This is a genomic window from Kistimonas ophiarachnellae (assembly GCF_057552235.1).
In genome coordinates this window covers 19,812-45,495 of sequence record NZ_BAAJPA010000014.1, presented here as the reverse complement: position 1 = coordinate 45,495, position 25,684 = coordinate 19,812, and the positions used below count along the sequence as shown (strand labels likewise).

Here is a 25,684-nt window from a genome sequence, read left to right as displayed (position 1 = left end):
AAAATGGATTTAACCAGTCCGTTTTTTCTGTTTCCGGTGGGTAGAAATACGTTGTCAGCTTAACCCCCTCTTCCAGTGATTCTGTTCTGCTTAGGTGCTAGTACAGATAGTAAAACCTCAAAAACTATTTAGTATCCCCAACTACTTTTGATTTTTATGGCACCGTTGTCTCTGTATACCGCTGATGTATTGGCCTTGCTGGCGCGGAAAAACCAGACAATAACGATGCCGACGTGACATCCCTCATTATCTGGAGCAGGCATGCTGGGCAGAATTCACTCAACTGACTCATTTGGAACTGTTGATGGACCGGGTATCCGGTTTGTGATTTTCACGCAAGGTTGTGTGATGCGTTGCCGGTACTGTCATAACCGTGATACCTGGAGCATGAAAGACGGGGAGATGGTGTCGGTCGGTGATCTGATGGAAAAGATCCGGGCCGTAAAACACTTCCTGTCAGGTGGTGTGACTGTCAGTGGTGGTCAGCCCAGCCTTCAGCCAGAGTTTGTGGCTGAACTGTTCCGTGCCTGTCGTAAGGAAGGGATTCACACCTGTCTGGATACCAATGGCTATGTCAAAGGTATTACCAACCCTATTGCCGACATGATTGAGCAAACTGATCTTGTCATGCTGGATATCAAGCACATGGACAACGACCTGCATCGGAAACTGACGTATGTTGGCAATGAGCGTGTGCTCAATTTTGCTCGTTATCTCCAGGAGATCAACAAGCCGACCTGGATCCGTTATGTGGTTGTTGAGGGTTATACCACAGATCCTGTTTATGCCGAGCAACTGGCTGAGTTCATTGCGCCCATGAAGAATATCGAGAAGGTGGAATTGCTGCCTTATCATGCGCTGGGTAAGCACAAGTGGGATCTGATGAAAGACATTTATGAACTCGAAGAGGTAACACCGCCTTCTGAGGAATTGATGCGGGATCTGCAGGGTATCTTTCTCAATAAGGGGATTCAGGCAATTTATTAAGCCAAATAAAAAAGGCGATCATATGATCGCCTTTTTTATTATCCGTTCAGAATCAGTTATAGATACGGTTTTCCTGTTCCTGAACGCGAATGAAGGTCGTGCGTTTGGTCAGCTCTTTCAGCTGGGCTGCGCCCACATAGGTGCAGGCAGAGCGGGTGCCGCCAAGAATATCCTGGATGGTGATTGCAATCGGACCGCGATAGGGAATCTTGACGGTCTTGCCTTCCGAAGCGCGATACTCCGCCACGCCGCCACTGTGTTTGTCCATGGCTGTTGCTGAACTCATGCCGTAAAACAGCTTGAACTGTTCGCCATCTTCTTCAATCAGCTCGCCGCCGGATTCATCGTGGCCAGCGAGCATGCCGCCCAGCATGACGAAATCAGCGCCGCCACCAAAGGCTTTCGCAACATCACCCGCGCAGGTGCAGCCACCATCGGAAATAATCTGGCCGCCAAGACCGTGAGCTGCATCGGCACATTCAATGACGGCTGACAGCTGCGGATAACCAACGCCGGTCTTGACCCGGGTGGTGCAGACAGAGCCGGGACCAATGCCGACTTTAACAACGTCAGCGCCGCCCAGTAACAGCTCTTCAACCATTTCACCGGTAACGACATTACCAGCAATGATGACTTTGTCTGGCCATGCCTTGCGCACTTTGGCAACAAAATCGACAAAGTGTTCAGAGTAGCCGTTGGCAACGTCAATGCAGATGAAATAGAGCTTGGGGTGGGCTGCGAGGATGCGATTCAGTTTTTCAAAATCGCTGTCAGAGGTGCCGCTGCTGACCATGATGCGGTGATAAAAGTCATCTGTCGCATCAGTCAGGAATTCGTTCCACTGCTCTTCCGTGTAGTGTTTGTGAATGGCGGTGAGCATGCCATGCTGAGCCAGCGCGGTGGCCATTTCAAAGGTGCCGACGGTATCCATGTTGGCCGCGATGACAGGGACGCCACGCCACTCGCGCCCGGAATGCATAAAGTGGAAAGTGCGGTTCAGATCGACCTGGGATCGGCTCTTCAGGGTGGATCGCTTGGGACGAATCAGGACATCCTTGAAGCCGAGCTTGATATCGTTTTCTACACGCATGAACAGTTCTGTGCCTTTACGTTGGGCTGGTGTCGTCGTTGGCAGCCATCAGTCTTTCCGGCTTATAGCGCACTATAATGCCGACTATTCAGCGTATAAGTGATTGCCAGGCCTGACTGATCTTGCCTGACACTTATACGGGCGGAGTATCAGTGAAATACTGTGCGTTGTAAAGTTTTTAACCGGCGCCTGCCATGGTCTTCTTTTTTGCGTGAGGGCTGAATGTTGAGTGCACAGGCTGCTGTGAAGGAGTACCGTGATGAAGCTGTATAGCCGCAATGTGTCGCCTGCGGATCAGATGGTCCGACTGGCGCTGTTGTTCAAGGATATTGATCACGTTATGGCTGAGCCAGATACCGAGGCGCTGGCCGGGCTGCATTACCAGGGTGGGGCACATGAATCTCCGGTGCTTGATACCGGGGATCAGCAGCTGACGCAGGCCATGGCAATCCTTGAATATCTTGAGGATGTCCATCCTGAGCCGGCGTTATTGCCGGAGCAGCCCCAGGTACGCGCCAGGGTCCGTAGTTTTGCCCAGCTGATTTTCAGTGATATCCAGCCCTATGCCCATGCGCGGGTGTCAGGTTATATGGAAAACCGTTTGCAGATACCGAGGGAGGAACAGGCGCTCTGGTTTTGTCACTGGCTGGAAACCGGTCTTGCAAGGCTGGAATTTATGCTGGCCCATCAGGCCCAGACGGGAACCTACTGTTTTGGTGAGCAGCTCACCATGGCGGATTTGATACTGGTCCCGCTGGTGGTGACGACAGGGCGACTGGATATTGATATGCGTTCATTTCCACATATCTCCCGTATTGTGGAGAACTGCATGGAGCTTGAGCTGTTCGAGTGGTTGCAGTCCTGATACCGGTGCAATGCTTACGCATACGCACCGGTTGTGTCGTTTACGGTTGGATCAGTTGATCAATGTGTTGATCTTGGTCTTGATAAGATCCATGGCAATACGGTTTTTGCCGCCCCTGGGAATGATCAGGTCAGCATGCTGGCGCGAGGGCTCAATAAACTGCTGGAACATCGGTCGGACCGTTTCCATGTACTGGCTGATGACAGACTCCATATCCCGTCCGCGGCTGACAATATCCCGCTGCAGGCGACGAATCAGGCAGATGTCGAGTGGTGTGTCCATGTAGAAGCGCAGGTCAAACTGCTTGCGGACATCCGGGTTGACAAACAGCAGGATGCCCTCATAAATCACCACCCGTGAAGGGCGTACGGTGCGGGTTTCGCTGGTGCGGTTATGGATGGCGTAATCGTAGGTCGGAACCTGGATGGCTTCCCCTTGCTTGAGCATCTGGAGATGCTGGAGCATCAGGTTGTGATCGATCGCGTCCGGGTGATCGTAGTTGGTCAGAACACGTTCATCCATGCTCAGGTGTGACTGGTCCTTGTAATAGGAATCCTCGGAGATGACGCTGAGGTGTTCGCTTTTCAGTTCTTCAACCAGGGTTTCAGCCAGGAGGCTTTTTCCGGAAGCTGAAGCGCCGGCAATACCGACCAGGATGGGTTTCTGTGGCATGGGGAAATCTCTGAGGCAGACGCGGTATAAATACCGCCAACTATAGCTGAGCCTTGGGTTTAGCTGAATTCGTCATTCTACGTAACCCGTTGTTTATCCGCTGACGTTTGTGTGTATTGCCTGGATCGGTTATAAAACGGCGCTTTTTGGGGCCGCTATTGGCCTGTACAGGTTGTAATTGATTTCAGGGCGAGATGACAGGATACGGTATGAATGTGCTGACAAATCCCAGCCAGTTGCTGGTTAAGAACAGTGATGTGCTGGAGGCGGAACGTATTCTCGTTGTACAGCCGGAAAATGATCACTTTGTGCTGCAGCTGAGTCAGCAGGGTGTGGCGTCAGTCAACGTTTATACCACCAGTGAGATGGTTCGTTCACGGCTTGCAGATCTTGGTGTCAGTGAAGAATGTCTTGCCTATGGTGAATGCATTCCCGATCAGGAAGAAAAGCCGGATACTGTTATTGTGTATTTGCAGAAAAGCCGGGAATTCATGAATTACCTGTTGGCCATGTGTCTGCCTCTTCTGTCACACAATGGTCGTTTGTTGCTGGTGGGTGAAAACAGTCATGGTATTAAATCCTGGCAAAAGCGGCTGGCGGCGTATGGTGATGTCGATAAAATTGATTCTGCCCGTCACTGTTCGCTTTATGTGTTAACGCCAACGGTTAAATCGTCACCGTTTGTTACTGACGACTGGAAAGCTTCATTTGAAGAGGTCGTGCATGATGTTTGTATCAAGGCAGTAACATTGCCCGGGGTGTTCAATCATGGTCGTTTGGATGTCGGCACCCGGTTATTGCTGGAAACCATGGAAGCGGGTTTTAAAGGCGATATTCTCGATTTTGGTTGTGGTTCAGGCGTTGTTGGCGCCTGGTTGGCGAAGCGGTTTCCGGGCATTCGGCTGTCCTTGCTCGACAATGACGCCATGGCATTGGCAGCTACCCGGGAAACCTGTCGGATTAACGAGGTCGAGCCTGTGGCGGTGATTGCCAGTAATGGATTGGAAAACGTCCGTGGACGTTTTAATGCGATTGTTTCCAATCCGCCCTTCCATGAAGGGGTGAAAACACAGTATGAAACAACCGAACAATTTCTCAGGGAATCGAAATCACTGTTGAAACCCAAAGGACGCCTGCGGATTGTGGCTAACAGTTTTCTGCGTTATCCGCCGATTATCGAAACGGTTTTTGGTCATTGTCACGTTTTGGCAAAGCGGGATGGTTTTACGGTTTATGAAGCCATTAATGGCTGATCGCTGAGGAAAATGATGGCAGGGTTTTGTGTCTGCCATCACCGGTTTCTGTCTTTACAGTGAGCTTAACAGTGTCGTAACTGCCTGTTTAAGTCGCTTTTCCCGTTGCTCAGGGTCAAGGCCTTTAAGCATGACCCCCTGCAGTGCGCCATTCCACAGTATTTCGTCTGTCTCTGCCCGAATCAGGGTAATCCCGATGGTGAGCTTGCTGTCTTCCTGGCTGGTAACCAGTCCCGGGTTCAGGCCCATGGCTGAAGCCAGTTCAGCATCACTGAGCAGGTATTCAGAGGCCAGTCCGAATCTGACCCGGATGGTGTGTTCAGTCATTTCCCCTTCACGCAGCCCCTTGTTTTCCAGTGTCGCCTTGATCACGTTCTCAAGGCGTGTATAGGCCGCATCCCTCATGGGTACCAGTGGGTCTTCACGGGGAACGTATACCGGCTCGTAGACGGCAGCATCATAGTGTTTGATGTCGAATGGTTTCTGGACGCCGGTTGTCATGGAATAACTGGCCAGATTGTGGTCATCAGACAGGTTGGAGCAGGCGGACAGCGTGAACGCCATGCAGCCAAGGGCGAGTGCGGTTGTCAGGGATCGCATGGTTTGACTCCTGCTTTGTTCTTCTGGATTTGAATTGGTCTGTTTATTGTTGTTCTTATTGTGCCCGTTTCAGTCCGGTTTGAATATTGTTGTACCGTCAATGGTTAGAAAAGACGAAGCGATTATGGCGATTGTTATCTCGCCGTTATTACTGATTACAGCGCTTGTTTCAATGCTGTCTATTCAGTGCATTCTGGTGTTTAACTCATATTGGGCAGATGCGGCTTATGGGGCAGGTGGTTGGGCTCAAGCCTCTTTTTGTACCTGTCATAACAAGACGGTTAGAAAAAAATGAATCAATGCTGGGGTTGGGAAGGGGATTTCAGGTCGGCGCATAACTGTACCCGTAACTGTGCCGTGAATTGGGCTTTCCTAACATATGGTACGTTAGTGCGTCTTTAAGTTGTTGGTCTTATTGGCGTCCCTACCAGGACTCGAACCTGGATCGACCGCTTAGGAGGCGGCTGTTCTATCCGGTTGAACTATAGGGACATTACTTTAACCAGCGTCTATGCAATTAAGCACATATAGCTGTTGTCGCTCATCCAGATGTGTCGCTATCATAGACGATTATATGGCTTTTCATCAATAGCTTGTCTTGTTGGTATCAGTGGATTGTCGCCCGGATGGAACCCGCCTGAATCATGAAATTGTCGATCATTATCCCGGTCTTGAATGAAGCATCTGTCTTACGGCAAAAGCTATCCGGGTTGCAGTGCTACAGAGTCGCCGGGCATGAACTGATTCTGGTGGATGGCGGGAGTGATGATGAAACCCTCCTCGCAGCAGAAGGGCTGGTCGATCAGGCGATCAGTGCCCCAAGAGGGCGCAGTTTACAGATGAATGCCGGAGCAGCCATTGCAACGGGTGATGTTTTGCTGTTTTTGCATGCCGATACCACGTTGCCGGTGGATGCTGATGCGCTGATAGCGAACTGTCTATGCGCAGGTGAGGGATGGGGGCGATTTGATGTCCGGTTAACTGGGCGACATGCTTTATTCCGAATTATTGAGCGAATGATAAGTTGGCGGTCTCGACTGACCGGGATTGCTTCCGGTGACCAGGGTATGTTTGTGTCGGCCAGCCTGTTTAACCGGTTGGAAGGCTTTGCTCCTGTCCCGTTGATGGAAGACCTTGAACTTTCCCGGCGACTGATTAAGATTCAGCGACCGCATTGTCTGAAGGCTTGTGTGGTCACAGATAGCCGGCGCTGGGAAAAACATGGCATCTTGAGGACTGTGCTGCTGATGTGGCGTTTGCGTATACAGTATTACGCCGGTGTTGCCCCGGAAAAGCTGTCTAAGTCGTATCGAGTCAATGGTAAGGGCTCTGCTTGATTACTGAATACTAGGGACAGTGTATGTTTGCCTACCCTGATGCTGCCATTCTGTTGTTTGCCAAACCCCCGTTGCCGGGGAAGGTAAAAACCCGATTGATTCCTGCTGTTGGCGAAAAAGGCGCCTGTGATGTTCATGCTTCCTTGTTGAGTCGAGTGGGGGGGCAGTTAGCGCAATGGCAGCTTGCACCCTTACAGCTCTGGATGGGGATGGAAGGGGATTTTCCCTGTCTTTTCGATCACTGGTCGCGCGCGTTGCAGTGTGATGGGAATCTTGGGCAACGAATGGCGCAGGCAGCCAGAGAGAACCTGGATGGCGAAATTCATAAAATTCTGTTTCTGGGTAGTGATTGCCCGGTGCTGTCCAGAGAATACCTCGAGTCTGCGCTGAAAGGACTGGATGCCGTTGATGTTGTGCTCGGACCCGCAGAAGATGGCGGTTATGTATTGTTGGCTATGCGGCGTTATATTCCTCAATTATTCAGCGGCATAGACTGGGGAACAGACAGGGTACTGGAACAAACCCGCTGCCGATTGCGAGAGGCGCAGGCTAGCTGGTTGGAGCTCGATACGCTGTGGGATGTTGATCGTCCAGAGGATCTGGCACGTTATCGGGCACTGCCATAATCTGGCGGTAAAGTTACGTGTTGACCCCGTCTATCTCAGTGCGTTTTGGTCGTGCATTGTCAGTTTTTCGTAGCCAATATCCTTTGTCATTGATCGGGCTAAGGGTTGTTGCGGGTGTCAATATCCCGACTGGCAGTTTTTTATTTTGATGTCTCGGGCGCCGTCAATGTTTATTGATTGCCCCGCAGGTATAATTAGGTAATCAGTCCAACAGAATGCGTAAACAAACTTTGGGAGAAAACATGCGTGTTGCCTGTCTTCGGTGGACATCCGCCGTGATGCTGGTATTGGTAACCCAGTTAGCCAGCGCCTATGAACCGGTGTCCTACGATGACCCGCTGGAGCCGATGAACCGTAAAATATTCCATTTCAATGAAAAAATGGATCAGTGGATTCTTGACCCGGCAGCCAGGGGGTATGACAAGGTCACTCCTGAGCCCGTCCAGAAACTGGTGACATCCTTCTTCCAGAACCTGGGGGAAGTCCGTAACCTGGTGAACGCGGTACTTCAACTCCGGATGGGGGATGCCGCAGCGACCAGTGGTCGTTTTGTGATCAACTCCACCGTCGGCATGCTGGGGATGCTCGATGTTGCCACAGAACTGGGCATTGAGCGTCGTTACCAGGATTTTGGATTAACCCTGGCGCGCTGGCATGTGCCCTCTGGTCCCTATGTGGTGTTGCCGTTCTACGGCCCCAGAACTGCCCGCTCCACTGTGGGCTTTGTGCCTGATCTTGAGTTGAACCCCACCAACAATCTTGAATGGTGGAGCCCTGAGTTCATGGCAGTCCATACGCTGGATATCCTTGATACCCGTAACCGCCTTCGGGGCGCAGAAGGCTTGATTGTCGGCGACAAGTACGTCTTTATTCGGGATGCCTATCTACAGAGTCGTCAGTTCATGATCACCGGTGAAGTGCCGGAAGACGACTTTTAATGAAGATCGTCAATGTATAAAAATGGCCGGGTGACCGGCCTTTTTTATGGGTTTTGCGCTAGAGTATAATCCTGCTTGCAGGCACGGGCCTGAGCAGGTAATTTCATAGAATCCCTTAGCAATACTTCCTACAACCGGACGGTTACAGCCAATGGGTCAGCGTTCAGCAACATCGGGGCAACGTCAGTTGCCAGTGAAAACCGGGTATCTGTTTCGTTTGAACAAGGAAAAAGCATGACTGCAGGAAGCAGCCGACTCCTGGTGATTGATGATGACGCCATCGTGCGGGACAGTATTGTTGCCTACCTCGAAGACAGCGGCTTCGACATCCTGCAGGCGGACAACGGTGAGTCCGGCCTGGCCGTTTTCACCGAGTGCAAGCCCGATCTCGTGTTATGTGACCTCCGTATGCCGCGCATGGATGGTTTGGCGCTACTCAGAAAGGTTCATGAAATCTCGCCCGAGACACCCTTTATTGTGGTGTCCGGCGCCGGTGTCATGGCTGATGTGGTTGAAGCCCTGCGATTGGGGGCCAGTGACTACATCATCAAGCCGATTGTCGACCTTGAAGTACTCGAATACGCGATCAAACGTGCGCTCGACAGTGCTGATCTCGCTGCCCAGAACCGCAAGTACCGGGAAAGTCTGGAAGAGGCCATTCAGTCACTGAAAGAGAGTCTGGACGTATTGCGGGCTGATCAGAAAGCCGGTCGTCAGGTTCAGCTGAAAATGCTGCCGCCGACACCATTCACCTTCCAGGGCTATCAGCTGGACTACAAAATTTACCCCTCTCTCTACCTGAGTGGGGACTTTGTCGATTATTTCCCGGTCAATGACCACTGTTTCTGCTTTTACCTGGCGGATGTTTCCGGGCATGGGGCGTCGTCTGCGTTTGTGACCGTATTGCTGAAAAACATGTTCCTGACCCTGTTGCAGGAATACCGCTCCAAATCACGGCAGGGCGTGGTCAAGCCTTCCTACGTGCTGACATATCTGAACCAGGGGCTGCTGACAACAGGCCTTGGCAAGCACGTCACGGTGTTTGGCGGTATTGTCGATACCCGGGCGCATACGCTGACCTATGCGTTTGGCGGCCATTACCCTTTCCCGATACTGGCCAGTCGTGATAAAACGGTACTGATTGAGGGCAAGGGGTTGCCGGTCGGTCTTTTTGAAGACGCCAGTTTCGACGATGTGACCATTGACTTGCCCCGGGACTTCTCTTTAACTGTGTTCTCCGACGGTATTCTGGAGGTGCTTCCCCAGGAGACACTGAAGGAAAAAGAAGCGTATCTGTTATCGGTGATTAGTGAGGGTGCTACGACTGCAGAGGCGTTGATGAGCCGGCTCAACCTGGAAGATATCCATGAGACGCCGGATGATATTGCCCTGCTGGTACTGGCTAATACAACAGAATGAGTGCAGGAAAGATTCAGTTTGCCGAGAATGCCGGCACCTATGTCCTGAAGTTTGTGGGTGATGTGCGCATGACGCTCTGCACCACCCTCGACAAGGCGCTGGAGCATGTCTTGGCACAGGAAGGGTTCAAATCCATCCTGGTGGACCTGACAGAAACGGAAGGCATTGACAGCACATCGCTGGGATTGCTTGCCAAGTTATCCATCCAGGCCCGTAAACGGTATGGGATGATTCCCACGATTATCTCCTCCAATGAGGATATCAATCGCATTTTGCTGAGTATGGGCTTCGACAAGGTGTTTGTGATTGTCAAGGAAGGTCAGGACGGTTCCCAGCTGCTGCGGGATTTGCCCAGTGTTGAATGCAGTGAACAAGCGGTCAGGGAAAAAGTATTGGCTGCGCATCGCGAGCTGATGAGTCTCAATGAAGAGAACCGGGTCGTCTTTCAGGATCTTGTCCGTACGCTGGAAAATGAAAACGGTTAGACGATGAATCTGATTACCCTGTAACAAAAAGCCCGCTATCATGCGGGCTTTTTGTTACAGACAGGTTTGTCAGGCCATACTCCTGAGAGTGTCTTCCAGTGAGACCTGGTCTTTGGCAAAGTTACGGATCCCTTCAGCTAGTTTCTCGGTCGCCATGGCATCCTGGTTCATTGCCCAGCGGAATTCGGATTCCGATAAGCTGATTTTTTCTTCCTGGCCGGCTGGTTGATTAGCATTCAGCTTGATGTTGAGCGGTGCTTCGGAAGCGCTTAATTCTTCCAGTAAGGCCGGGCTGATTGTCAGGCGATCACAGCCAGCCAGTTCATGAATCTCTCCAATATTACGGAAGCTGGCACCCATCACAACAGTGTTATAACCATGGGCCTTGTAGTAATTGAAAATGCGGGTAACTGATTCTACGCCAGGATCTTCATGGGGCTGATAACTATCGCGTCCGGTGTGCTGTTTGTACCAGTCCAGGATTCTGCCAACAAACGGTGATATCAGGAAAACACCGGCTTCGGCACAGGCGACGGCCTGGGCAAAGCTGAACAGCAGGGTCAGGTTGGTCTGAATGCCTTCCTTCTCCAGGTGCTCTGCGGCGCGAATGCCTTCCCAGGTGGATGCGATCTTGATCAGTACACGATCTGACGACACGCCGGCCAGCTGGTAGAGTTCAATCAGGCGATGAGCACGCTCAATGGTGGCGGCCGTATTGAATGACAGGCGGGCATCCACTTCCGTGGAGATGCGGCCAGGGATAATATTGACGATCTCACGACCAATCAGCACGGCAAGTTTGTCCGTTGTAAAGGCCATTTTTTCTTCAGCGCTGCGACCATGTTCCTCTCCCCAGAGGATTGCCTCTTTGACGAGGGGCTGATACTGGGGCATCGTGGCGGCTTTCAGCAGCAGGGTTGGGTTGGTTGTGGCATCCTGTGGCTTAAACCGGCGGATGGCTTCAATGTCTCCGGTATCCGCTACCACGGTCGTCATGGTGCGTAATTGGTCGAGTTGGGTTGGCATGCTGGTTAGCGGTTATCTTGTCAAAACCGACAGTTTATCATTGCATTTCGGGAGGCGGGTAACGGAATATGCCTATTCCTGAGCGAGGTTTGATTATTTTGCCAGGCGCCATAACCCGTGTTGCCACCGATGAGTCGTATAGGTTCCAGCGACCGTTGACGATATAATCGCTGGTTTTTTAGTGCTAACTTCTATCGCCGGATGACTGTGAAAGCGCATAACGAACCTAACCGACTGTTTTCTGTAGCACCCATGATGGACTGGACTGACCGTCACTGTCGCTTTTTTCTTCGACAGATTTCCCGGTCAGCCCTCTTATATACCGAGATGGTGACAACCGGTGCACTGATTCACGGTGATCGGAACCGCTTTCTGGATTTTCACCCGGAAGAACAACCGGTTGCCCTGCAGCTGGGGGGCAATGACCCGACGGCACTGGCGCAGTGCGCGCAATATGCAGAACAATGGGGTTATAACGAGGTTAACCTGAATGTCGGTTGCCCCAGCGATCGGGTACAGAATGGACGGATCGGCGCCTGCCTGATGGCAGAGCCTGAAACCGTTGCGGCCTGTGTCCGGGCCATGCGAGAGTCTGTTGATATTCCAGTGACCGTCAAGCATCGCATTGGGATCAATGGTCGGGATTCCTGGGAAGCGCTGGCGGATTTTGTGGGCCAGGTGGCCGAGGCGGGTTGTCGCACCTTTATTGTTCATGCCCGGATTGCCATTCTGGAAGGGCTCAGTCCAAAGGAAAACCGGGATGTTCCCCCCCTGCGTTATGATGTTGTCTATCGCCTTAAGGAAACCTTTCCGGCGCTGGAAATTATTCTCAATGGCGGCGTTAAGACCATCGCTGAAACACAAGCCCATTTACAACACGTTGATGGTGTGATGGTCGGACGGGAGGCGTATCAGAATCCCTGGTTGCTGGCCGACGTTGACAGCGTCATTTATGGGCAGGATGCCTCCCCTGATCGTTTGCTGACCCGCCATGGCGTGATGGAAGCCATGTTCCCCTATGTTGAGCAATGCCTGGCCAATGGCAGCCATCTCAATCATATCACCCGCCACGTACTGGGCCTGTTTAATGGCGAACCCGGTGCCCGTCGTTTCCGTCGTCATCTCAGCGAATATGCCCATCGGGCAGGTGTGGGTATTGAGGTTATTCGTGATGCACTGGCGCAGGTGCCTGACAGTTTGCTGATTGGTCAGATCCGGGAAGACAATTCATCCGCATGCTTGAGAAACTGAGTGCTCTTGCGATTCGTCTGATGCCCTGGAAACCCTTGCTATTCCTGGCGCTGTTCGGCTCAGTGTTGGCTATTGGCGTGGCGTTGTTCCGGTCAGTATCGCTGGAAAACAGCCCGGTATTTATGTTCGGGCTGGTTGGCATGCTGTGGTCCCTGACCGGTTTCATGTTAATCGCCAGTTTTCAGTACATCCCTGAGAAACCGGAAACATGCCCCCGCTTTTTTCGGCGGCAGCTACTGAAAATCAGACGGCTGGGTTATTGGTGCCTGGCACTGATTTTCTTGCTGACAACGTTCGGGGTGCTTGTAACGAGCTTTCGCCTGATCAGGCTCTTGCTCTGAGCTGCAGTGTAAAGGCCATCCCGTTTTTGCTGGCGGATGGCCTTTACGGTGGTATTCAGAGTGTGGCCAGGCGTGCGGCCAGACCAGAATCCCGAACGGTAGCGCGGCAGATCGCCTGTTCCAGAATGGTTTTGTTGGCGAAGAGGTCCAGTTGGTTTTTCGCCCGGGTAATACCGGTGTAGACGAGTTCCCGGGTTAATACCGGCCCCGACTGGTCCGGCAGTACCATCACGGTATGATCAAATTCGGATCCCTGGCTTTTGTGGATGGTCATGGCAAATACCGTTTCATGCTCAGGCAGACGGCTTGGCAGGAAAGTGCGAATTGAACGATCCGGCATTTCAAAGGCTACCCGTAAGCGTCCGGTTTCATCCGGCAGGGTAATGCCGATATCACCATTATACAGACCGAGCCCATGGTCATTACGTGTAATCAATATCGGGCGACCGGCATACCACGGCGTATCCGTTCTGATCAGTCCAGCCGAGGCCAGCGTTTGACTGATGGCCTGGTTTAAACCCGCAACCCCGTAGCGCCCCTCACGAACAGCACATAACACCCTGAACCGGTTGAAGGCGGCAATAATCGTCCCTTGTGAACCTTGCTGGATGATTTCGTTCAAATAGTGGCGATAACCCGCCAGTGCCAGTGTCATCAGGTAGGGATAGTCTTTTTCACCCTTTGTATGAAGTGTGATATCGCCATAGTTAGCATCGATTAACGCGTTAACCTGCGATGGGTTGCCGCTGTTGACAGCACTGGCCAACTGTCCAATACCTGAACGTGCATCAAAACGGTAGCTCTTGCGTAACAGGCACAGGCTGTCACGCAGGCTTGAACCGCTGCTCTGCTGGCAAGATGAGAGGTCAAAACCGGTTAATTGTTGCAACTGCTCGCATTGGGCAGGACTGTAGCCTTCACTGGCAAAACTACAAATGTCGCCCAGTACACTGCCCGCTTCAACCGACGACAGCTGATCTCTGTCTCCCAGGAGAATCAGGCGGGCATGGTCCGGCAAAGCGTCCAGAAGCCGTGCCATCATGGGCAGGTCGACCATGGAGGCTTCGTCGACAACCAGGATGTCGAGGTGTAAGGGGTTTTGCCGGTTATGCTTGAAACCGGGTTGATTGGGAATGACTCCCAGTAGCCGGTGCAGTGTACTGGCCATGGCAGGAATGCCCTGCTGGACAGCCTCACTGCAATTCAGCTGGGTACGGGCATTACCGATGGATTCTGTCAGGCGCGCTGCCGCCTTGCCCGTCGGTGCGACCAGTCGTATATCCGGTACTTTCCCCTGTGCGATACCCTGTTCAACCAGAAGGGCCAACAGGCGGGTAACCGTCGTTGTTTTACCGGTTCCGGGACCACCGCTGATAACTGCAAACCGTCGCATGGCCGCGACAGCCGCCGCGACTTTCTGCCAGTTGAGGCAGGTTGTGTCAGGAATCAATTGATCGAGTGCCTGCCACTGATCTTTTTGAATGGCATCAGCAACGGCTCCCCAATCAATCTTTTCAGGTCTTTCAATATCAAGCCACTTGGTGAGTGTCAGGCGGATATCATCGATAGCGAGGGACGCCAGTTGTTGACGGACGAAGGCATAATTTCTCGTAAAGAGCCTTGAGAGTGTCTCTTTCATGTCCGTTGAATGAACCGGCGTGCTTTGACTTTTGGCCAGCCAGTCACTGATCGCTTTTTCGTAAAGCCAGAAGCGTCGCAAATAGAGTCGATGGTCCTGGAGTACAAGCGGGGAAGGTGAACTGCCATCAGTGATAACGGGCAATGTTTTCAGTGTGCTGTGCCATGCTGACGGAGCAACGCCAGACTTTTCGATCAACTGCCGACTCTCTGCCTCATTGCTGCCAAACAGGTTTGTGGTGTCGAGAGCATCCAGCTTCAGGCAGACATTGCCATGCCCGAGCTGATAGCTGACCAGTGCGCCGACCAGTGCCAGCAGGTCATTGTCGTCGAGCGATTGAAGAAACCGGGCAAACTGATAATCCAGTGGGCGAATATGACCGTTGTCGACCAGTGCAGATAAAGCCTTCAGCATGACAGGTCTCCTGCTGGTGCAACCCCATGGCTGAACAGTTCATCCAGTTGTGCAATCAACGACAGTGATGGACGACAATGAAATACACCGTTTCGACCGGTATCACCGTCCTTCATGCCCCGCAGGAACAGATAAAAGACACCGCCCATATGTTGCGCATAGTCATAGTCCGGCAGCCGGGTGGACAGTAGTCGATGCAGGGCCAGCGTGTAGAGTTGATACTGGAAGTCATAGCGGTGTTCGATCATGGCGTGTCGCATGGCATCGGGTGAATAGTCGGCGGTGGTATAACCCAGGTGATTGGATTTGTAGTCGAGCACGTAATAACGACCATCATGCTCAAACACGAGGTCAATGAATCCTTTGAGCATGCCCTGCACCTGCTGGAAATTAAGCTGCCCGGCATCCGCGGAAAGGGGATCACCGTTACGGATAATCCGGTTAACAGAGGGCGCGTCAATCCTGGCCATGGGCAGGAAAAAGGCCATCTCAACCCGGCGTTTGTCATCGTTGACGGTGCGTAATGTCAGGCCTGCATCATTGAGCGGACAATCCAGTACATCATCGATCAATTGCACGGCAACCGGTTCCCAGAACGAGTCGTATCCGCCCAGCAGGAGTTGTTCCTGGATAAACGCCTGGTGATCCGGTCCGCTGGCGGTCGGGAACGAGATCTGTTCAAACAATCCATGCAGGAAAGTGCCGGCCTGTGCACCCCTGGGAAAGGTGAAAATGTTGTGTCCATCCGGACTAACGGCGGGTTCCGTGCTATCGGTGGCAGGTTGATCAATACTGGCATCAATATCCAGTCCCGGCTCTTCCAGGCTGGCGTCTGGCGTATCCGTTTTGATCGGTGTCGCCTGCGTACTGTGCATGGACAGTGCCGAATAGCTGGTGACCCACCAGTTACGCTCAATTTGGCCGTCAAATGCCGGGCTGCTCAATTCCGAGGTGTCATCCACTACGGGCTGGTAGGAAGGTGGAATTTCCTTCGGTGGTGAGGAGACAGAAATACAGGGATTGTCGTTTGTCAGGGTGTCCAGTTTTTGCTTGAGTTCTGTCAGTCCACCGGGTTCTCTTCCCTGTAACAGGTAGCCTATCGCCATGCGGTGCAGATCAGAGGCTTTTCCTCTGCCGCCCTTGCTGACCGGCGCCAGACCGATATAGCAGGTGTGTACCGGTCGGGTGAGGGCAACATAAAGCAGACGCAAATCTTCAGCCAGGCGCTCAGTGTCGGCTTTTTCTAATGCCTCCTCGTCGCCTGTCAGGTCGAGAATTGCCCGCTGGTGATCATCGTGATAGAGGGCCTGGTCCTGTTCCCGCCAGGTGCAGATAAACGGCAGAAAAACAACATTGTACTCAAGCCCCTTGGATTTATGGATGGTGACGATCTGTACCAGCTTACGGTCACTTTCCAGGTGTTGCTGTTGCTCTTCGGCGCGATGGTTCGGGTCAACCCGGTGGTCGGATAACCAGCGTAACAGGGCGTGAAGGTTGTTGACTTCCTGGCTGGCGGCTGCCAGCAGTTCGCCGAGATGCAAAAAGTCAGTCAAGCGTCGTTCACCCTGTGGTGAGGCCAGCAGGTGCTCCGCTATCTTCCTTCGTACCAGTAGTCGCCTGAGCATGGCCAGCACGCCTTGCTGCTGCCAGAACTGGCGGTATTGCGTGAATTCCTCAACGGCCTGCTCCCAGGCGCGCTCATTATGATTCAGTTGATCCAGCTGTTCCGCATTGAGGTTAAACAATGGGCAGGCCAGTGCGGCACGCAGGGTACGGTCATCGGTCGGGTTAAGGCAGGCCGACAGGATCAGTTGCAGGTCGGCAGCTTCAGTCGTGGCGAATACGCTGTCACCACCGCTCAGGTAGACGCTGTCGATATTTTGCCGTGCCAGTGCCTCACGGATCATGCGACCCTGGGTGCCTGTCCGGACCAGGACGGCGATGTCACCGGGCGACAGTGGTTGTTGGGAATCCGTGGAACCGATAACGCACTGGCCATTCTTTGCCGCCGTCAGCAACGTATTGATTTGCGTTGCGGTGGCATGGGCCATGGTGTCTTCATAGGCGCCTTTGTTGACGACCTCGCCACTGTTCTCGTCCAGCCAGAATTCGACAGCGGGCGACGGCTTACCCTCAACACGTAGTGTTTTTCGGTCTGCATGGGGGGAGGGGGCCACGGCATGGAACGGGATGTCCCTGTCATAGATAAAGGGGGCGCGGGCCTTTTGGAAAAGCTGGTTTACGGCAGACACCATGGCGCTGGTGGAGCGCCAGTTTGTGCCCAGCGTATAGTGATGGGCGACACTGTGCCGGGCGCTGATATACGTGAAAATATCGGCGCCGCGGAAGGCATAAATGGCCTGTTTGGGGTCGCCAATCATGAACAGGCCACTTTGCCGTGTGGATTTGTCGTTGGTATCAGCTTCCGGATAAATGCAGCTGAATATCTGGTACTGCAGCGGATCGGTATCCTGGAATTCATCAATCATGGCGACCGGGAACTGCTCATTGAGTCGTTGTGCCAGTTCCCGATTGCCCGGATCATTGAGTGCAGCTGCCAGCCGGGTCAGCAGGTCATCAAAAGACATGGCGCGATGCATCGTCTTGTGAGCGAGCAGGCGCTCCCTGACTTCTGCCAGTGCTTCGGCCTGCAGGGCGTCTCTGAAATTGGGCAAATTGTCCTGCAACTCACAACAGGCGACGAAAATCGCATGTTCAGGTGTGGTTCCTTTGGTGGTTTTTTCCGTCAGTCTGTCCTGCCGGAATTTCTCCAATGCTTCGGGAACTGCCAGTGATTGCGTCGGCGTATTGGCCCAGGATGAGACGGCATCAAGCCAGCGGGGTAAGTTGCTTTTTGAGTAGCTGCGTTTGTCAACGCCGGACTGACTGATGATATCGGCAAACTCACCGACCGAAGACAGCCAGGCCTGTTTGAACGCTGCGATGGTCTTTATGGCTTCATCATGGCGTTCCTGCAGGTCGTCGGCCTTGCCCGCTTTAACGGTTAACCCGTGGCTGGCGAGCCAGGGTCGTATGTCGGCCAATAGTTCGGCAGGGGTGTTCCAGTAGCTTTTGAGGGTCGTGGAAAGGGCGGCGTTGGCCGGGTAAAACCGGTGTCGCCAGTAGTCGGCCACGGCCTGGTGCAAGAGGTCCGATTCATCCGTAACCAGTTCGCAATTAAACAGGGTGCCGCTTTCAAAGGCATGCTGTTTCAGCATGCGCTGGCAAAAGCCGTGAATCGTGAATATCGCTGCCTCATCCATTTGGCGCTCTGCCAGCAACAGGCGTTCTGCCTGTGCCGGATGATCATCGGAGGCATCGAGCAACGCCTGCGTTAACGCATCGCCCGCTTCGCCGGAGAGGAAGGCCTGGCGGGTATCATGAATCCGGGCGCGAATACGGTCTCGCAGTTCAGCGGTTGCGGCTTCGGTAAAGGTCACTACCAGTATTTTATCGACGGTCAGCGGCACGTCGTGGGCCGTGTGCTCGTCACCATGGCCCAGCAGCAGTCGCAGGTAGAGACTGGCAATGGTATAGGTTTTGCCAGTGCCCGCACTGGCTTCGATTAACCGGCGACCGAACAGGGGAAACGTCAGCGCATCCAATGCGACCGGAGCGGTTGGCTGACGATGGTCGTCTGTCATGGGCGTTGCCATTAGCCGATCTCCAGTTCGTTAAAGGCTGGCAGTAGCAGTGCTTCTGCAAGTTCTGTCATACGTTCAAATACGGTGTCATTCAATTCCGGGTAAATGCGCTGGATATAGCGATCTTCAGACTCTCCGGTGAGCCTGAATCCACCGCAATAGGCGGTTTGCGCTTTATCCCGGGCTTTTTCGGACAGTTTGGGATCGGTGCTGATGACCTTGTCTTGCACAATCGTTTCCAGCCAGGCCCAGGCGGTGGCTGGAAACAGGGGCTGGGGCTCGTTGTGGCCAGACAGGTAGCAGTCAACGAGGGTTTCAAGGTGTTGTTTGGCGACATCAGCAGGAATAGCCTCTAAACGCCCCTGTTTGTCGGTGCCAAATATCAGGGTGTTGGCGGGGGTTTCTGCGCAGGCGCAATAACAGAGATGTTCTATCCAGTAACGCAGATAATCCCTGGGCTTGAGTTTGGCGGGACGGAAACGCACCAGGCCATTGCGGGTGCATTGTGTCAGCCAGCCCGTTAGCGGGATTCCTGACGTCAGGACAAGATTGATCTCGAGGTCGTCTGTGGGTGAGTTCAGGGCAACAGTCAGAGAATGGCCAAGTGTTTTCAAAGCTTCTTTCTGCTCTTCCAGCGTCAGTTGCCCGAAGTGGCCATGGGGTAACGCGCCACTGGCACGACTGCGCGATTCGCTTTGCTTGGTATTGCCGCTATTGAGCAGGTCATCAAGCAATGATTCCCTTAACTGGTAAGACTCAAGTGGATCAAGGCTGAACGGTTCGTCGCTTTCAAGCATGTCATTCTGATCGCTGAACCAGACCTTGAGCCGGCGGTTAAAGAAGTACTGGCAGGGATTCCGGTAAAACCTTAGTAACTCGGTCAGTTCAATTGATTCCGGCCTGGATTCAGCGTTCAAAGGCTCAATATGGAAAGGCTGGGCAGACTCGCCTTCACCTTTTGCTGCCGGCAGCCATTCCCGGGCAAAACTGAACAATGCGTTTTCATTGGGCAACGCTGTCTGGTTGAAATAGGCCTGGCTGAAAGGTTGCAGCGGATGTTCTGTTATCAGCCATTGGGTGATTTTTCTTGTGGGTTGTCCCTTGATAGTGAAGGCCTGCTCGCAGTAATTGAGTAATTCTGTGACCAGTACCGAGGGAATACGTTCACTGTTATCGGTAATACTTCGGCCCACGTAGCTGATATAGAAACGTTCTCCGGCTGACAGTAACGCTTCAAGAAACAGGTAGCGGTCATCATCGCGGCGAGACCGGTCTCCACGGCGGGGGTGGCGGGAGATCAGGTCAAACCCGGTCGGCGCAATGCTGCGTGGGTAGACACCGTCATTCATGCCCAGCAGGCAGACGACACGAAAGGGGATGGAGCGCATGGGCATCAGCGTGCAGAAATTGACCTGTCCGGCCAGGAAACGCTGGCTGCCACGTTCACTGTCCAGTTTGGCGGCCAGGTAATCGACCAGGATATCGCGACTCAGGTGATCGCTGTAACCGGCATCGAGCAGTTGCTGGCGCAGGTTTTCCAGGCTGGAGCGAATCAGCTGGAGAGGGCGTTCATCATCAATATCGGGCTCAAAGAAGCGATCCAGCAGGGTGTTGAGGGTTTGTATCCACGCATCAACAGACCGTTGCTGCTCAATGGTTTCTGCCAGTTGCCGGATGGCTTCAATGAAATCGGCCAGCTGGCCGCACAGTGCGGCATCCAGTCCCTGGATCGCCTCATAAGGCAGAATGCCATCATAGAGACCATCGGATTCTGGCATGGCATAGCCCAGCAGCATACGCTGCAGACCGAATAGCCAGGTGTTCTCGTGGCGATCCGGCAGGGTCAATCCGGCCTGGTGTTGAGTATCCAGCCCCCAGCGGATACCCGCTTCCTCAACCCAGTGGCGCAGGGTTTCATAGCCCTGGGTATCCAGCCTGAAGCGGCGCATGACCGCCGGGGTTTCCAGGATTTCCATCAGTTCCGGTGCGGTGCAGCGGCTCTGGTTAAGCGTCAGGAGTTGCATCAGGGCATTCAGCAGTGGATGTTCTGCCTTCGCACTTCGGTCTGACAGCGCCCATGGTATAAAGCGTTCCCCGGGCGTGCTGCCGAACACGGCCTGAATGAAGGGGCTGTAGCGATCAATATCGGGCACCATGACCACAATATCCCTCGGAGTCAGGGTTGGGTCAGTGTTGAATAATGCCAGTAGCTGGTCATGCAAAACCTCAACTTCACGCAGCGCACTGTAGCAGGCGTGAATCATGAAAGAGCGGTCGTCTGGATTAACCTCTGCTACAGGAGCCGTGCACTGGGTTTGTTCCCCCCGGTCCTGGAGGTTCAGAATGTCCGCCTGGAGGGTATGAAGCAGCGTGTGGTCATCGGGTTCTGCAAAGGCGTCAATCTCGGTTGCTGACAGTTCCTGCAGTTGGTAAAGATAGTCCCGGCCCAGCTTGCCCATGGATGCCAGCAGGGGGTTGCTGAACGTGTCGCAGTTCTCGGGTGTCATCCCGTCCCGGTTGAAGCGTTTGGCATTCAGGCGGGCCAGGTACTTCGGGTCACGAATGTCGCCCCAGAAATATTGGCAGGGATTAGTCACCATCAGGTGAACATCACAATGCTGACCCAGTGCCTCCAGGGCTTCGACATAATAGGGAGGCAGCGCGGATATACCAAAAACAAAGACCCTGTCAGGCAAGCCTGCGGGTTTCTGGTCAGCCTGTTTCAGGGTTTGAATGAATTCGCGGTAAAGATTGGCCCGGTGCCAGGCCGGTTGTCCCAACGCTTCCGTTTTTTCCACCAGGGCTCGCCATAATATCGGTTGCCAGGGTTGGGAATCGGTCATATCGGAAAGGTTGTCGCCCTGTTCCCAGGCCGTGATCCAGTCGGGTCGGTAAACCAGGTACTGGTCATAAATATCGGCAATCTTCTCAGCCAGCTGGTAGCGACGCAGTCCCGACGTATCATCGCGCAAATACTGCTGCAGGGGCGCAAAATCCGGCTGCTCCAGGCATTCAGGCAGCAGTGTGATGACCTTCCAGGTCATGGCTTCCTTGTTGAAGGCGGATCGCCCGGGGATGCCGTCGAGCACTTCAGTGAATTTTTTCCAGAGAAAGGAGGCCGGCAGCGGAAATTCCAGTCCTGCGGCAATGCCCAGGGCAGAGGCCAGTTCCAGTCGCAGCCATTGCGCCATGCCCGGGCTCTGCACCAGTATCTGCTCATCGGCAAATGGATCGGATAACGGCTCGCGGCGGATTCTGTCGACCAGCAATTCCTTGAGGATATCGAGCTGGTTGGATTGGTAGACGGTGAACACACAGGCTCCGGGAAATCAGCAGTGAATAGCGCCATTTTCCGGCAAGGCTGGCATGGCTGCAAGCCAATGCGTGATTAGCGCCAGATGCGGAGCAGGCGCTGGATTTCACCCTCTGTCATCAGTTGTTGCAGGATTCTGTCGACCAGTTTTCCGGAGGCGACTTTCTGGGCGCTGAACATCATGGAGACCGGGACGCAGTTCAGTGTGGGACCGGTTTCGATGATGTCCTGGTAGTAATGGTTGATCAGGTAGCGGGCCTGGGTTTCACCGGCAATGGCAACGTCATAACGGCGCTTTTGCAGCATATCGAAGACCTGTTGCTCATTCCTGAGACTGATGCGGGTAATCAGACCAGTCCTGAAATAATCATCAAGGCCCTGGTAGCCGTAGTTGCGGACAGTACCAACGACCTGACCATACAGGTCGCGAGGATGATAGACCGGCAGGCCCTGATCTTTCCTGAACAGCAACACATTGCAGTGTTCAGCAAAGGGGCGGGTAAAATAAACGTTTTGTTTGTCTTTATGCCAGTGTTCGGAGGTCCAGGGCATGAGATCCAGGTCGCCCTGGTCGAGCTTTTTAAGTAGCCGGTTCCTGGGGTAATAATGGGATTCAAACCTGACATCAGCCCGGTCTCGAATCAGTTTCAGTAATTCCCGGACAATGCCTGCCTGGTTATCCATGGCAGAGTAATAGGGAAGGTGATTGTCGGGCAACAGGGCAACCCGCAGGATCCTGTCTTCAACCCTTGCCTGGGCAGAGAAGGCTACGCCCAGTGCCAGCATGAATAATATGACTGCGCGAACTGACATTATTATTGTTATATCTCGCCATGATTACGCCGGATGCACAGCATTCATGCTAACGACACTTTGACAGGATAACAATGGCCTGACCGGGTTGATTTGTCCTTAATCAGCCCGGTCAGGCATCAGGCAATATTGATGACTTTGTGACTTTGCAGGTTGAGGCGCCATTGGGGGTGGGTCAGGCAGTAAGCAATGGTCTCTGCGGTGATGCTGTCCCGGTAAAGCGAGGTGTCGTTACCGGCATGGGGATCAGCGACCGGTGTCAGGTAATAATACTGCGCCCGGATATGGGAAAAACGGTCTGGCATGGCATCGGGCTGGGGATAGACCAGCTTGAGTTCATCACATTCAGTAATGATGACTTCAGACTTTCCCTTGGGGCTGACGCAGATCCAGTCTATACCCTCGGGAGGGGCGAGGGTGCCGTTAGTTTCCAGGGCAATTTCAATGCCCCGCTCATGCATGGCGTCGACCAGCGCTTGATCCAGCTGCAGCAGCGGTTCGCCGCCGGTGCAGACAACAAAGGGGCGACCTGTTTGATCGGCAGGCCAGTAGCTGATCAGTGTATCTGCCAGCTGTTCTGCACTGTCAAACCGACCGCCGCCCGGTCCGTCAGTACCGCGGAAATCGGTATCGCAAAAGTTGCATACCGCGCTGGAGCGGTGCTTTTCCAGGCCACTCCAGAGGTTGCAGCCACTGAAACGACAGAATACGGCTGGCCGACCCGTGTGGGCGCCTTCTCCCTGGAGGGTATAAAAGATTTCCTTAACGCTATACATCAGTGAGCTTCGTAGGCTAGTGGATCAATGTGCCCCTGTGCTTCAAAGGCCTTGAGGCGGGAATGACAGGCGCCGCAAAGACCGCAGGCTTTTTCACGTCCGTTATAACAGGTCCAGGTCTGGCTGTAGTCAAGGCCCATGGTCAGGCCGTCCCGGAGGATGTCGCCTTTACTGGCGTTCAGATAGGGAGCAACAATCTCTACGGGATTCCAGTCGGCAATTTTCGTGACAGCGTTGACTGCATGCACAAACTCCGGGCGACAATCCGGATACACGGCGGAATCATCATGGTGTGCACCGTAGAACACTGCGCCAGCCTGCAGGGAAATGGCATAACCGGTGGCCAGTGAAAGCAGGATCATGTTCCTGTTTGGCACCACTGTCGATTTCATGTTCTCAACGGAATATTCCCCTTCGGGAATCGCGATGTCCGAGGTCAGAGATGAGCCCTGCAACAATGGGTTGATGGCCGTGATATCGACGATTTTATGGCTGATATCCAACTGTTCGCAGACCGCTTTGGCGAAATCCAGCTCTTTTTTATGACGCTGCCCATAGTCAAACGAAAGGGCGTGGACTTCATAGCCTTCCCTTAAGGCCTTGTGGAGGACGGTAAAGGAATCCATCCCGCCGGAATAGATAACGACTGCTTTTTTCATGACGCTTGAGCCTTGCCATAACAAATGTCGGTAGTGACTGGTGACAGCATACTAACGACCAGAAAATCAAACCGGCGATAATAGCAGAGTTGTGCAATGAATGATGCTGAGAGTTTATGGCGAAGGCTGTTTGGATAGCGTATGAGCCTCTTTATTGTTATGCCTCTACACCCGATTGATCTGCTCTATAGTGTTTTTATGAATAGCGAGAAAAGAGGAGGGTTGGGATGGCGTTGACAGAATCCACCATGATGCCTCTGGGCACAAAGGCACCAGTCTTTAAACTGCCGGATGCGGTTTCCGGACGAACGTTATCGCTGGCAGATATCAAGGGTAAGAAAGGGACACTGGTGATGTTTATCTGCAACCACTGTCCTTATGTCAAACACCTGCATTCGGCGCTGGCCCGCCTGGGGCAGGATTATCGCGGTTCAGGCATTGGTATTGCCGCGATCAGTGCTAACGATGTCAATCAATACCCGGAGGATAGTCCAGAGCATATGAAGGCTCTGGCGGAATCTCTCGGGTTGGTTTTTCCATACTTCTACGATGCTTCACAGGTGGTGGCCAAAGCGTATGGCGCGACCTGTACGCCAGATTTTTTCCTGTTTGACCGGTCTCTCACCTGCGTTTATCGGGGGCAGTTTGATGATTCCCGTCCGTCGAACAATAAACCGGTCACTGGTGCCGACCTGCGTGGGGCCATGGATGCACTGGTGAATAAAGAGCAGGTCAGCCAGGTTCAGAAACCCAGTATCGGTTGTGGTATCAAATGGAAGGCCTGAAAAGGCCGTAAGACTGGAAATGGTTATTTCTGGTTAATAAATATCAGTGATGCCAGCAGGGACGTACTGATCGTATGGGCAGTCATCAGTCCGTTCCATTCATTTGCCCACATGGCAAACCATTCACCCCCGATAACACAGAATCCCAGGTGCCAGAGCATCAGAGCGATGCATGAGCCTGCATTGTAGAGTGTTTTCCCTGCACTGAACTTTTCCTGCCATAAAAGGCTGCTAAACATTGTGATGGCGCCGGACAGGCAGAGCAATCCGGCAATCAGTTCTGTCGCAATAATTAAATAATACGCCACAAGATGAGCACTGTTGGCATGGATAGCCCTTGAATCGATTAGCGCCTGGGAAAAGAAAGGCTTCATTGAATCCATGGCCAGGACATGACGGACAAAATGAAAATTTGAATCAAAATCCAGAAGATTGCTGATTCCTGCCAGCAGCGCATACAGCCCAAAGGAAAGGGCAACAGTCGATTTCGTGAATAAGAGCATAGTATGGCTCGATGGCATGGTGTTTCCCCGCAGGGACTGCAATGAGCCATGAATCATAGTCACAAATGTTTGTAATGTTTTATCCATTCACCATTTCAAAGAAGGCTGTTGTCTGACCGGGGGGCGGATCTGACTGTCAGTTTTTTACATTATTGGCTATCACTTAATTGATAGATCTTGTTTTGAATGTATAGCGCGATAGCAGCATCTGTTCAGGTTGTCCGGTGTCGAAGAGAACTGTCTATCTG

Annotated in this window: 23 protein-coding genes and 1 tRNA gene; 12 read left to right on the top strand and 12 right to left on the bottom strand. The window is 53.1% G+C overall.

Translation table 11 applies throughout. The features are described from left to right. Positions 1-261: 261 nt before the first annotated feature. Positions 262-987 carry a pyruvate formate-lyase-activating protein gene (pflA, locus tag AC27K1_RS16965; protein WP_487151987.1) on the top strand — a complete coding sequence of 242 codons (726 nt, stop codon included), beginning with the start codon at positions 262-264 and terminating at the stop codon, positions 985-987. Positions 988-1,039: 52 nt separating this feature from the next. Here pflA and AC27K1_RS16960 read toward each other — a convergent pair whose 3' ends face one another. Beyond that, positions 1,040-2,077 carry a GMP reductase gene (locus AC27K1_RS16960; RefSeq protein ID WP_487151986.1) on the bottom strand — a complete coding sequence of 346 codons (1,038 nt, stop codon included), beginning with the start codon at positions 2,075-2,077 and terminating at the stop codon, positions 1,040-1,042. Between the two features lie 259 nt (positions 2,078-2,336). Here AC27K1_RS16960 and AC27K1_RS16955 point away from each other — a divergent pair, with 259 nt between their 5' ends. Continuing rightward, positions 2,337-2,942: a glutathione binding-like protein gene (locus tag AC27K1_RS16955; protein WP_487151985.1), complete on the top strand. Its 606-nt coding sequence runs from the start codon at positions 2,337-2,339 to the stop codon at positions 2,940-2,942. Between the two features lie 51 nt (positions 2,943-2,993). Here AC27K1_RS16955 and udk read toward each other — a convergent pair whose 3' ends face one another. Further along, the gene (udk, locus tag AC27K1_RS16950; protein ID WP_487151984.1) at positions 2,994-3,614 is read right to left on the bottom strand and encodes a uridine kinase; all 621 of its coding nucleotides are present in this window, start codon (positions 3,612-3,614) and stop codon (positions 2,994-2,996) included. Positions 3,615-3,823: 209 nt separating this feature from the next. Between udk and AC27K1_RS16945 the strand changes: the two genes are divergently transcribed. Next, positions 3,824-4,867 carry a methyltransferase gene (locus AC27K1_RS16945; protein WP_487151983.1) on the top strand — a complete coding sequence of 348 codons (1,044 nt, stop codon included), beginning with the start codon at positions 3,824-3,826 and terminating at the stop codon, positions 4,865-4,867. A gap of 54 nt (positions 4,868-4,921) precedes the next feature. On the opposite strand, the gene AC27K1_RS16940 is transcribed toward AC27K1_RS16945, so the two are convergent. After that, positions 4,922-5,467, bottom strand: a complete 546-nt coding sequence (locus AC27K1_RS16940) for a DUF4136 domain-containing protein (RefSeq protein ID WP_487151982.1) — start codon at positions 5,465-5,467, stop codon at positions 4,922-4,924. Positions 5,468-5,591: 124 nt separating this feature from the next. Between AC27K1_RS16940 and AC27K1_RS16935 the strand changes: the two genes are divergently transcribed. After that, positions 5,592-5,762 carry a hypothetical protein gene (locus tag AC27K1_RS16935; protein WP_487151981.1) on the top strand — a complete coding sequence of 57 codons (171 nt, stop codon included), beginning with the start codon at positions 5,592-5,594 and terminating at the stop codon, positions 5,760-5,762. A 121-nt stretch (positions 5,763-5,883) separates the two neighbouring features. Here AC27K1_RS16935 and AC27K1_RS16930 read toward each other — a convergent pair. Next, a tRNA-Arg gene (locus AC27K1_RS16930) sits at positions 5,884-5,959 on the bottom strand. Positions 5,960-6,111: 152 nt separating this feature from the next. On the opposite strand from AC27K1_RS16930, the gene AC27K1_RS16925 reads away from it, so the two are divergent. The 5 genes from AC27K1_RS16925 (at position 6,112) to AC27K1_RS16905 (ending at position 10,272) form a co-directional block, all read left to right on the top strand. Next, the gene (locus tag AC27K1_RS16925; RefSeq protein ID WP_487151980.1) at positions 6,112-6,804 is read left to right on the top strand and encodes a TIGR04283 family arsenosugar biosynthesis glycosyltransferase; all 693 of its coding nucleotides are present in this window, start codon (positions 6,112-6,114) and stop codon (positions 6,802-6,804) included. A gap of 23 nt (positions 6,805-6,827) precedes the next feature. Further along, on the top strand, positions 6,828-7,430 hold the full coding sequence (locus AC27K1_RS16920) for a TIGR04282 family arsenosugar biosynthesis glycosyltransferase (protein WP_487151979.1): 603 nt from the start codon (positions 6,828-6,830) through the stop codon (positions 7,428-7,430). A 242-nt stretch (positions 7,431-7,672) separates the two neighbouring features. Then, complete coding sequence (locus AC27K1_RS16915; RefSeq protein WP_487151978.1) at positions 7,673-8,368, top strand: MlaA family lipoprotein; 696 nt, start codon at positions 7,673-7,675, stop codon at positions 8,366-8,368. A 234-nt stretch (positions 8,369-8,602) separates the two neighbouring features. Then, entirely contained in the window at positions 8,603-9,787 is a 1,185-nt protein-coding gene (locus AC27K1_RS16910) for a SpoIIE family protein phosphatase (RefSeq protein WP_487151977.1), read from the top strand. Next, entirely contained in the window at positions 9,784-10,272 is a 489-nt protein-coding gene (locus AC27K1_RS16905) for an STAS domain-containing protein (protein WP_487151976.1), read from the top strand. The genes AC27K1_RS16910 and AC27K1_RS16905 overlap by 4 nt, the downstream gene beginning before the upstream one ends. A gap of 69 nt (positions 10,273-10,341) precedes the next feature. On the opposite strand, the gene tal is transcribed toward AC27K1_RS16905, so the two are convergent. Continuing rightward, positions 10,342-11,298: a transaldolase gene (gene tal, locus AC27K1_RS16900; protein WP_487151975.1), complete on the bottom strand. Its 957-nt coding sequence runs from the start codon at positions 11,296-11,298 to the stop codon at positions 10,342-10,344. 201 nt (positions 11,299-11,499) lie between these two features. Between tal and dusA the strand changes: the two genes are divergently transcribed. Further along, on the top strand, positions 11,500-12,549 hold the full coding sequence (gene dusA / locus AC27K1_RS16895) for a tRNA dihydrouridine(20/20a) synthase DusA (protein WP_487151974.1): 1,050 nt from the start codon (positions 11,500-11,502) through the stop codon (positions 12,547-12,549). Beyond that, entirely contained in the window at positions 12,534-12,890 is a 357-nt protein-coding gene (locus tag AC27K1_RS16890) for a hypothetical protein (RefSeq protein WP_487151973.1), read from the top strand. The genes dusA and AC27K1_RS16890 overlap by 16 nt, the downstream gene beginning before the upstream one ends. Before the next feature lie 55 nt (positions 12,891-12,945). Here AC27K1_RS16890 and recD read toward each other — a convergent pair whose 3' ends face one another. From recD to queC, 6 genes are all read right to left on the bottom strand, one after another. Next, positions 12,946-14,943 (bottom strand): exodeoxyribonuclease V subunit alpha, encoded by a 1,998-nt coding sequence (gene recD, locus AC27K1_RS16885; protein ID WP_487151972.1) that lies wholly within the window; start codon positions 14,941-14,943, stop codon positions 12,946-12,948. Continuing rightward, positions 14,937-18,599 (bottom strand): exodeoxyribonuclease V subunit beta, encoded by a 3,663-nt coding sequence (gene recB, locus AC27K1_RS16880; RefSeq protein ID WP_487151971.1) that lies wholly within the window; start codon positions 18,597-18,599, stop codon positions 14,937-14,939. Before recB ends, recD begins: the two co-directional genes overlap by 7 nt. Beyond that, positions 18,599-21,901, bottom strand: a complete 3,303-nt coding sequence (gene recC / locus AC27K1_RS16875; RefSeq protein ID WP_487151970.1) for an exodeoxyribonuclease V subunit gamma — start codon at positions 21,899-21,901, stop codon at positions 18,599-18,601. Before recC ends, recB begins: the two co-directional genes overlap by 1 nt. A 74-nt stretch (positions 21,902-21,975) precedes the next feature. Then, positions 21,976-22,713: a substrate-binding periplasmic protein gene (locus AC27K1_RS16870; RefSeq protein WP_487151969.1), complete on the bottom strand. Its 738-nt coding sequence runs from the start codon at positions 22,711-22,713 to the stop codon at positions 21,976-21,978. A gap of 119 nt (positions 22,714-22,832) precedes the next feature. Continuing rightward, positions 22,833-23,489, bottom strand: a complete 657-nt coding sequence (queE, locus tag AC27K1_RS16865) for a 7-carboxy-7-deazaguanine synthase (protein WP_487151968.1) — start codon at positions 23,487-23,489, stop codon at positions 22,833-22,835. Further along, a complete protein-coding gene (gene queC / locus AC27K1_RS16860) occupies positions 23,489-24,148 on the bottom strand; it encodes a 7-cyano-7-deazaguanine synthase QueC (RefSeq protein ID WP_487151967.1) in 660 nt (219 codons plus the stop codon). Before queC ends, queE begins: the two co-directional genes overlap by 1 nt. A gap of 227 nt (positions 24,149-24,375) precedes the next feature. Here queC and AC27K1_RS16855 point away from each other — a divergent pair, with 227 nt between their 5' ends. After that, positions 24,376-24,933 (top strand): thioredoxin family protein, encoded by a 558-nt coding sequence (locus AC27K1_RS16855; RefSeq protein WP_487151966.1) that lies wholly within the window; start codon positions 24,376-24,378, stop codon positions 24,931-24,933. Between the two features lie 23 nt (positions 24,934-24,956). Here the strand turns inward: AC27K1_RS16855 and AC27K1_RS16850 are convergent, their stop codons facing one another. Then, positions 24,957-25,454 carry a DUF2165 family protein gene (locus AC27K1_RS16850; RefSeq protein ID WP_487151965.1) on the bottom strand — a complete coding sequence of 166 codons (498 nt, stop codon included), beginning with the start codon at positions 25,452-25,454 and terminating at the stop codon, positions 24,957-24,959. Positions 25,455-25,684 lie beyond the last annotated feature (230 nt).

Excerpts from the sequence above, each read along its gene's own strand:
- AC27K1_RS16915 (WP_487151978.1), top strand. The coding sequence starts at position 7,673 with ATGCGTGTTGCCTGTCTTCGGTGGACATCCGCCGTGATGCTGGTATTG.
- dusA (WP_487151974.1), top strand. The coding sequence starts at position 11,500 with ATGACTGTGAAAGCGCATAACGAACCTAACCGACTGTTTTCTGTAGCA.
- queC (WP_487151967.1), bottom strand. The coding sequence starts at position 24,148 with ATGAAAAAAGCAGTCGTTATCTATTCCGGCGGGATGGATTCCTTTACC.
- AC27K1_RS16890 (WP_487151973.1), top strand. The coding sequence starts at position 12,534 with ATGCTTGAGAAACTGAGTGCTCTTGCGATTCGTCTGATGCCCTGGAAA.
- recD (WP_487151972.1), bottom strand. The coding sequence starts at position 14,943 with ATGCTGAAGGCTTTATCTGCACTGGTCGACAACGGTCATATTCGCCCA.
- queE (WP_487151968.1), bottom strand. The coding sequence starts at position 23,489 with ATGTATAGCGTTAAGGAAATCTTTTATACCCTCCAGGGAGAAGGCGCC.
- AC27K1_RS16955 (WP_487151985.1), top strand. The coding sequence starts at position 2,337 with ATGAAGCTGTATAGCCGCAATGTGTCGCCTGCGGATCAGATGGTCCGA.
- AC27K1_RS16960 (WP_487151986.1), bottom strand. The coding sequence starts at position 2,077 with ATGCGTGTAGAAAACGATATCAAGCTCGGCTTCAAGGATGTCCTGATT.
- recB (WP_487151971.1), bottom strand. The coding sequence starts at position 18,599 with ATGGCAACGCCCATGACAGACGACCATCGTCAGCCAACCGCTCCGGTC.
- AC27K1_RS16905 (WP_487151976.1), top strand. The coding sequence starts at position 9,784 with ATGAGTGCAGGAAAGATTCAGTTTGCCGAGAATGCCGGCACCTATGTC.
- AC27K1_RS16945 (WP_487151983.1), top strand. The coding sequence starts at position 3,824 with ATGAATGTGCTGACAAATCCCAGCCAGTTGCTGGTTAAGAACAGTGAT.
- AC27K1_RS16850 (WP_487151965.1), bottom strand. The coding sequence starts at position 25,454 with ATGCCATCGAGCCATACTATGCTCTTATTCACGAAATCGACTGTTGCC.
- tal (WP_487151975.1), bottom strand. The coding sequence starts at position 11,298 with ATGCCAACCCAACTCGACCAATTACGCACCATGACGACCGTGGTAGCG.
- AC27K1_RS16855 (WP_487151966.1), top strand. The coding sequence starts at position 24,376 with ATGGCGTTGACAGAATCCACCATGATGCCTCTGGGCACAAAGGCACCA.
- AC27K1_RS16910 (WP_487151977.1), top strand. The coding sequence starts at position 8,603 with ATGACTGCAGGAAGCAGCCGACTCCTGGTGATTGATGATGACGCCATC.
- udk (WP_487151984.1), bottom strand. The coding sequence starts at position 3,614 with ATGCCACAGAAACCCATCCTGGTCGGTATTGCCGGCGCTTCAGCTTCC.
- AC27K1_RS16870 (WP_487151969.1), bottom strand. The coding sequence starts at position 22,713 with ATGTCAGTTCGCGCAGTCATATTATTCATGCTGGCACTGGGCGTAGCC.
- AC27K1_RS16920 (WP_487151979.1), top strand. The coding sequence starts at position 6,828 with ATGTTTGCCTACCCTGATGCTGCCATTCTGTTGTTTGCCAAACCCCCG.
- AC27K1_RS16940 (WP_487151982.1), bottom strand. The coding sequence starts at position 5,467 with ATGCGATCCCTGACAACCGCACTCGCCCTTGGCTGCATGGCGTTCACG.
- AC27K1_RS16925 (WP_487151980.1), top strand. The coding sequence starts at position 6,112 with ATGAAATTGTCGATCATTATCCCGGTCTTGAATGAAGCATCTGTCTTA.
- AC27K1_RS16935 (WP_487151981.1), top strand. The coding sequence starts at position 5,592 with ATGGCGATTGTTATCTCGCCGTTATTACTGATTACAGCGCTTGTTTCA.
- pflA (WP_487151987.1), top strand. The coding sequence starts at position 262 with ATGCTGGGCAGAATTCACTCAACTGACTCATTTGGAACTGTTGATGGA.